Below are 6,264 nucleotides of genomic sequence, written 5' to 3' on the forward strand. Positions count from 1 at the left end.
GTTTGTTACGTCGCATGCAACACAGAATTCACATTCTGCAAGTTCCGGAAGTACATATTCATTTGTAATCTCTTCCAGCACTTCCAGTCCTCTTGCACCGAAAGGAACCTGTTTTCCTTCTTTGTCAAGGAACCCATATCCCAATGCCTGAAGCATTCCGATCCCGCCATCATTGGTAGCACTTCCGCCGATTCCTACGATAAAGCGTCTGCAGCCTTTGGCAATGGCATCTTTGATCACTTCTCCAACTCCATAAGTTGTGGTGTAAAGCGGGTTACGTTTCTCATCCGGAACAAGTGTAATTCCTGCGGCACCGGACATCTCGATAACTGCAGTGTGGCTACTTTCAATGATACCATATTCGCAGTTTACAGGTGTTCCAAGAGGTCCTGTTACCATTACATTCTGTGTCACTCCGTTCATTCCGCTTACTAATGCTTCCACAGTTCCCTCCCCTCCATCTGCCAGAGGTCTTACTACGATTTCCGCTTCCTGTCCATGAACTTTGCGGATTCCATCTGCGATAGCATAACCTGCTTCCATGGAACTTAAACTTCCCTTTAATGAATCAATTGCGATCACTGCTTTCATTTTCAATTTCCTCCTTATGTATTTCTTTCTGTATAATTTGTTTTGTTGCACTTAGTATATATAATTTTTATTTGGATTAATATGGTATATGTAACATTTATTTCTGTTTTCTATATTTTTTATTGTTATTTATACCAATCATAGCGTTTAATAAAAAGGCTGGCTGATCGAGTTCTTTTCGTACGATCAGTCAGCCTTTTTATTTCTTATGCTCACTCATTCACAATATTAGAATTCATTCCCAGTGTCATATCTTCATCCAGATAAACGGTAAAACAAGTATCGTTATTGATCAACCCTGTAAACGATCCGTACAATTTCATTCCGCCTTTTGTAGTTCCAGTGATTTTTACTGAAACAACTGGTTTTGCCTCCTCCACAACCTCTACTTTCACAGATTCTCCGGGATTTATTACGTCTGCAATAAGTTCTTTTTCGTTATTATACAGAATTGTAAGATCCTGTAACTCAAATGGAGTTGTATTCTTTATCGTAACCATATCCTGTGCCATGAGCTGTTCCGCATATGTTACATTATCATTCACTTTAAATGCAGCTAAACCTGCGACAGCTCCAATCACAAGCATTCCGATTATTATATTTCTTAAAAGTTTTTTCATTTATAAAATCCTTTCTTTCATGATGTCATCTCTTTGTAGCTCAATTATTGTAACATCTTTCTGAAAGGATTCCTAAGAATGAAATTTACAAAATTTGTGTTCGGTTTGTCTGATTTCTCATAAAATCCACAAAAGCAAACAGAGAATTTATTACTGTAACTGGCATCTGTACTCTTTGTTCTCTGCAAATGCCACCAGACTTTCCAGACCGCAGTGGACCATGCTGATTACTGCCTGTTCTGTGTAGAATGCCATGTGCTGGGTCATGATGACGTTTGGGAACTGACGGAGGTAGGCCATGTCTTTGTTTTTGATGATGTCAGTTTTTCGATCGTGGTGATAAATACCGTTTTCGTTTTCGAATACATCCAGAGCCAGTGCACCAATCTGTTCATCTTCAATTCCTTTGGTAATATCATTGATGTTCATCAGTTCTCCACGGGCACAGTTGATGAGGATTACGCCTTTTTTCATCTTTGCGATCGTGCGTTTATTGACCATATGATAGGTTGCATCATTTAATGGAGTGTGGAAAGAAATGATGTCACACTCGGAGTAAATTGTATCCATGTCTACATATGTTGCATATTTCTTCACATTTTCATCTTCATGTCTGGAATGTGCAAGGATCTTACATCCAAAACCGGACAGATTTTTGATTACTGCTGCTCCCTTTGCAAGATGTGCAGTGTCAAGTGTCAGTGGTTCTGCTGTGGTGACCAGTTCATCTATTCCAAGTTTATCTGCAAGTTTTTTCATGATTTCTGTTTCGTATTCTCTTACTTCATATGCTGTAATTTTCATATGTGCTCTTTTCCCCTTAATAATTCTCTTCTGAAAGCAACTGCTCTACACGCTTCTGAAATTCTTCGAATTTAACCAGATACACATTCACGATCGTATCACAACAAGCCTTCACGATTTCTCCATCATAGTCATGTGCCAGTTGATTTCTGGTTTTTAACATTGTAAGCCATTCATCTCCCTGGATCATTCCTGCCTGAAAAGATTCTCGCAGAACCTCTCTCGGTGAGCCTGCAACAAATCTGGTAATCGCATAATACTGAACCAGAATATCTTTCATTACTTTCCACGCTAGGTCAAAAGTAATACTGAACTTAGCACTTGTTCCACTTAATACAAAAGAATCTGACATATCACGTTCCCGTGCTTCTGAAAGAGAAGCGAGTGAGTTTTTAAAGGATTCATACCTTCTCATAAATTTTTCGTCCATATTGCTTTATATCCTCCAATAATAATTCATTTCTACATTCATCCATATCAACTACATCAATTGTATATAATGTAGGAATATCTTCCAGTTCTTCTCGGAGTTTCTCGATATCTTTTGTACCGCATACAGCAATATCTATGTCACTTCTTTCCAGTGCAGTTCCTTTTGCCCTTGAGCCAAACAGTATAACTTTTGTTACTGAATTATTTTTGCATATTCGTATGATTTCCTGTAAAATTTCTTCTATCTGCATGCCTTACACTTTTCCTTTATACCCATAGTCATATCAAACACATCTTAAGATTTATAATACGAGATACTCAAAGAAAAATCAATCCCTGCCCAAAAGTATTATCTCTTACGTTGACTTTCCTTCCACCATATCGTATCATTTAATACAATTCAAAAAGGGAGGTTACGTCCATGCAGGACACAAAAAATTTTCTGGGTACGGAGCCTGTTGGAAAGCTTCTGCTGAAGCTGTCTGTTCCAACAGTGATCGCCCAGCTTATCAACATGCTTTATAACATTGTAGACCGAATTTATATCGGCCACATTCCAGGAGACGGCAGTCTGGCACTTACCGGTGTGGGAGTCTGTATGCCAATCATCATGATCGTTTCCGCTTTTGCAGCGCTGGTCAGTTCCGGTGGCGCACCAAGAGCTTCTATCTATATGGGCAAACAGGATAATGACTCCGCCGAGAATATATTAGGTAACTGTTTTAGTCTCCAGATCATTTTTTCTGTTATTCTGACAGCCATCCTGCTGATCTGGGGAAAAGATTTATTACTGACTTTCGGTGCCAGTGAAAACACGATCAGTTATGCCGTAGATTACATGAATATCTATGCTTTCGGTACTCTGTTTGTACAGTTAACTCTTGGTATGAACGCATTTATCACTGCGCAGGGATTTACAACCATTTCCATGGTGTCTGTCCTGATCGGTGCTGTCTGCAATATTACGTTAGACCCCATCTTTATCTTTGCTCTTCATATGGGAGTAAAAGGTGCAGCGCTGGCAACTATTATTTCTCAGGCAATTTCTACAATCTGGGTAGTTCTGTTTCTCTGCAGTAAAAAGACTCAGCTTCATCTCCGAAAGAAATATATGCGTCTGATACCAAAGGTAATTCTTCCATGTGTCGCACTTGGCCTTGCTGCTTTCATTATGCAGGCAAGTGAAAGCGTTGTATCTGTCTGCTTTAATTCTTCCCTGCTCCGTTACGGAGGAGATATTGCAGTTGGAGCCATGACCATTTTGACCAGTGTTATGCAGTTTGCCATGCTTCCGCTTCAGGGAATTGCGCAGGGAGCACAGCCAATTTCCAGCTACAATTATGGAGCAAAAAATGCAGACAGAGTAAAGAAAACTTTCCGTTTACTTCTGATTGTCTGTCTGTCATATTCTGCAATTCTCTGGGCTGCTGTACAGCTTATTCCGAGAGTGTTCGTAAGCATTTTTACTGCAGATACAAATCTTATCGGATTTACTGCACCAATGCTGAAAATCTATCTTGGCGGTCTGTTCCTGTTCGGTATCCAGATTGCCTGCCAGATGACATTTACTTCCCTTGGAAAAGCGGTAAATTCTATTATTGTTGCAGTTGTCCGTAAATTCGTACTGCTGATCCCGCTTATTTATATTATGCCACATATGGTATCTGATCCAACTACTGGTGTATATATGGCAGAACCGATCGCTGATATTATTGCGGTACTCTTTACATCCGCATTATTTGCGGTTCAGTTTAAAAAGGCACTTGCTGAAATTCAGAATTAAATAACAACCTATAATAAGGGACGAACATTAACTGATAGGATACCTTCTAAGTAGATTTTGATTTTTTACCTTGTCTACTTAGGAGGTGTCCTATCGAAACGTTCGCCCCTTAAGCTATATTCTTCTATAAAATTAAACTTTTTCTGGCATCTGTTCTTCCACTGTTTTTTATTGAGAATTTATACCATTTTCCGGCATTTTCTTATAAATAAGCGTTTTTCCATTCTATTTCTGTGGATAGTCTTCGAGTCTGAATGGAATTCTAAATGTTTCCATAGCTTCTTTCAGATCTGCAATATTTCTTGGGCCGTATAACGGCAGACAAGGGAATTTCTGACAGGTAAGATCTCCAAGAACTGCCTGTGTGACAGAGATCTCGTACTCTTCCATCAGTTCGTGAAGACGTTCTGCATTCTTCAGGTTTCCTTCTGTGTAATATTCCGAACCGGAAACTGCGCCTTTGCCTTCTGCAAAAAATTTGTGGAAGAATCCATTGCAGACAAATGAATATGGCATTGCCAGGCTTCGTGGATTCTCTTCATGATATTCTTCCCTTTTCCAGATGGATAAACCTTCAAATAAATCATTTCTGTTCTTGTATTAACCTCAGTTTAACATGAAGCAATCCTCAAAACAAGTCATTAATCACTTCCGGGACCGTCTGCAAATGATCTGCTTTCCATGCTTTTGCGCTGCAGAAGAGTAGGCCGTCGTCTATGTTTCCTTTTACTGCGTTGATAAGTCCATCAGTGATGCAGTAAGGAATTTCTTTTGGACTGCATTTTACGAGGCATCCGTGGCAGGGGCTGTGGGGGATCTGTTCTCCGTTCATGACGCGAGTCATAAATTTGTTCATGATGGCACGGCCCGGCATTCCTACCGGGCTTTTTACGATGGCAATATCGGATTCTTTTGCTTTTAAGTGAGCTTCTTTATAACGGATATCGGCATCACATTCCTCGGTTGTGATAAAGCGGGTAGCTACCTGAATGCCGTCAGCACCGAGGGCATCTACTTTTCGTACATCTTCCCGATTGTAAATACCACCAGCTACGATTACAGGGATTTCGGTCTGATATTTCTTTGCATATGATTTTACTGTTGTGATAACTTTCTTTAGTTCTTCGCTATAAGATTCTTCGGTATATTTCTCCAGTTCTTCTTTATGAAAACCGAGATGTCCACCTGCCTGAGGGCCTTCGATCACTACCAGATCTGCGGTTCTTTTGTATTTTCGTTCCCAGTATTTCAGGATTACTTTTGCAGATTTGTCTGTGGATACGATGGGTGCAATCTTCGTCTGGCTGCCTTTTACCAGGTCCGGAAGTTCTGTGGGAAGTCCGGCACCGGAGATGATGATGTCTGCGCCTGCTTTTACTGCTGCTTTTACGTGGGCGGCGTATTCTTTTAATGCTACCATAATGTTGTAACCTATGATCCCATCCCTGGAAATCCCACGGGCTTTTTTCATTTCACTGGCAATAGCGCGTTCGTTCGCTGCTGCCGGGTTTCTGTCGAAGTCTTCTTCTCTGTAGCCGATCTGTGCAGTAGAAATAATCCCAACTCCACCTGCCTTCGCAACAGAACCGGCAAGCCTGCCAAGACTGATGCCAACTCCCATTCCGCCCTGGATCAGTGGAACTCTTGTGATTTTATCTCCTATTTTGAAATTATTCATTATGATTCTTCTCCTGTTATTTATTTGTCTATTAAATATTTTGATATTCAAAGTATATCATAATATTTATTTTTGTCAAGAAAAACTATTTTATATAGTTTTCAATACTATATAACTAATAAATATACTGCTCGCTCATAAACGAATATCCGTTCTGCAATTTTTCTAAAAAACTCTTTCCTGATGCAGACAATTCTATTGCTTATTGTTCTTATCAATTGAACTAATAAATATACTTAATTCAGCCTGAATTATTCACGGAACAGTATCTGAACAGATAACTGTGCCATGAATCTAAAAAGTGATCCATGCAGCCATAACATCACTCAATTAACCTGTTAAAAGGGTATAAAATC

8 protein-coding genes are annotated in these 6,264 nt (G+C 39.7%); 1 reads left to right on the forward strand and 7 read right to left on the reverse strand.

All coding sequences use genetic code 11. The annotated features are described in order from the left end of the window. From ACTNES_RS18710 to ACTNES_RS18730, 5 genes are all read right to left on the reverse strand, one after another. On the reverse strand, positions 1–591 hold a 591-nt coding region (locus tag ACTNES_RS18710; protein ID WP_441040363.1), incomplete at its 3' end, for a glycerate kinase family protein. Positions 592–803: 212 nt separating this feature from the next. Next, positions 804–1,211: a DUF5300 family protein gene (locus tag ACTNES_RS18715; RefSeq protein WP_291807870.1), complete on the reverse strand. Its 408-nt coding sequence runs from the start codon at positions 1,209–1,211 to the stop codon at positions 804–806. A 150-nt stretch (positions 1,212–1,361) separates the two neighbouring features. Then, entirely contained in the window at positions 1,362–2,015 is a 654-nt protein-coding gene (locus tag ACTNES_RS18720) for an NAD(P)-dependent oxidoreductase (RefSeq protein ID WP_291816534.1), read from the reverse strand. Positions 2,016–2,031: 16 nt separating this feature from the next. After that, positions 2,032–2,445, reverse strand: a complete 414-nt coding sequence (locus ACTNES_RS18725; RefSeq protein ID WP_291807872.1) for an HI0074 family nucleotidyltransferase substrate-binding subunit — start codon at positions 2,443–2,445, stop codon at positions 2,032–2,034. Beyond that, a complete protein-coding gene (locus ACTNES_RS18730) occupies positions 2,417–2,698 on the reverse strand; it encodes a nucleotidyltransferase domain-containing protein (protein ID WP_291816535.1) in 282 nt (93 codons plus the stop codon). Before ACTNES_RS18730 ends, ACTNES_RS18725 begins: the two co-directional genes overlap by 29 nt. 170 nt (positions 2,699–2,868) lie before the next feature. On the opposite strand from ACTNES_RS18730, the gene ACTNES_RS18735 reads away from it, so the two are divergent. After that, a complete protein-coding gene (locus tag ACTNES_RS18735; protein ID WP_291816536.1) occupies positions 2,869–4,230 on the forward strand; it encodes an MATE family efflux transporter in 1,362 nt (453 codons plus the stop codon). A 225-nt stretch (positions 4,231–4,455) separates the two neighbouring features. On the opposite strand, the gene ACTNES_RS18740 is transcribed toward ACTNES_RS18735, so the two are convergent. Both ACTNES_RS18740 and ACTNES_RS18745 read right to left on the reverse strand, forming a co-directional pair. Continuing rightward, the gene (locus ACTNES_RS18740) at positions 4,456–4,746 is read right to left on the reverse strand and encodes a hypothetical protein (RefSeq protein ID WP_441040364.1); all 291 of its coding nucleotides are present in this window, start codon (positions 4,744–4,746) and stop codon (positions 4,456–4,458) included. Between the two features lie 112 nt (positions 4,747–4,858). Further along, a complete protein-coding gene (locus tag ACTNES_RS18745; protein ID WP_291816540.1) occupies positions 4,859–5,908 on the reverse strand; it encodes an NAD(P)H-dependent flavin oxidoreductase in 1,050 nt (349 codons plus the stop codon). Positions 5,909–6,264 lie beyond the last annotated feature (356 nt).

Origin of the sequence: Blautia sp. HCP3S3_D9 (assembly GCF_052063845.1) — a bacterium.
In the GTDB taxonomy this organism is placed as follows: domain Bacteria; phylum Bacillota; class Clostridia; order Lachnospirales; family Lachnospiraceae; genus Blautia_A.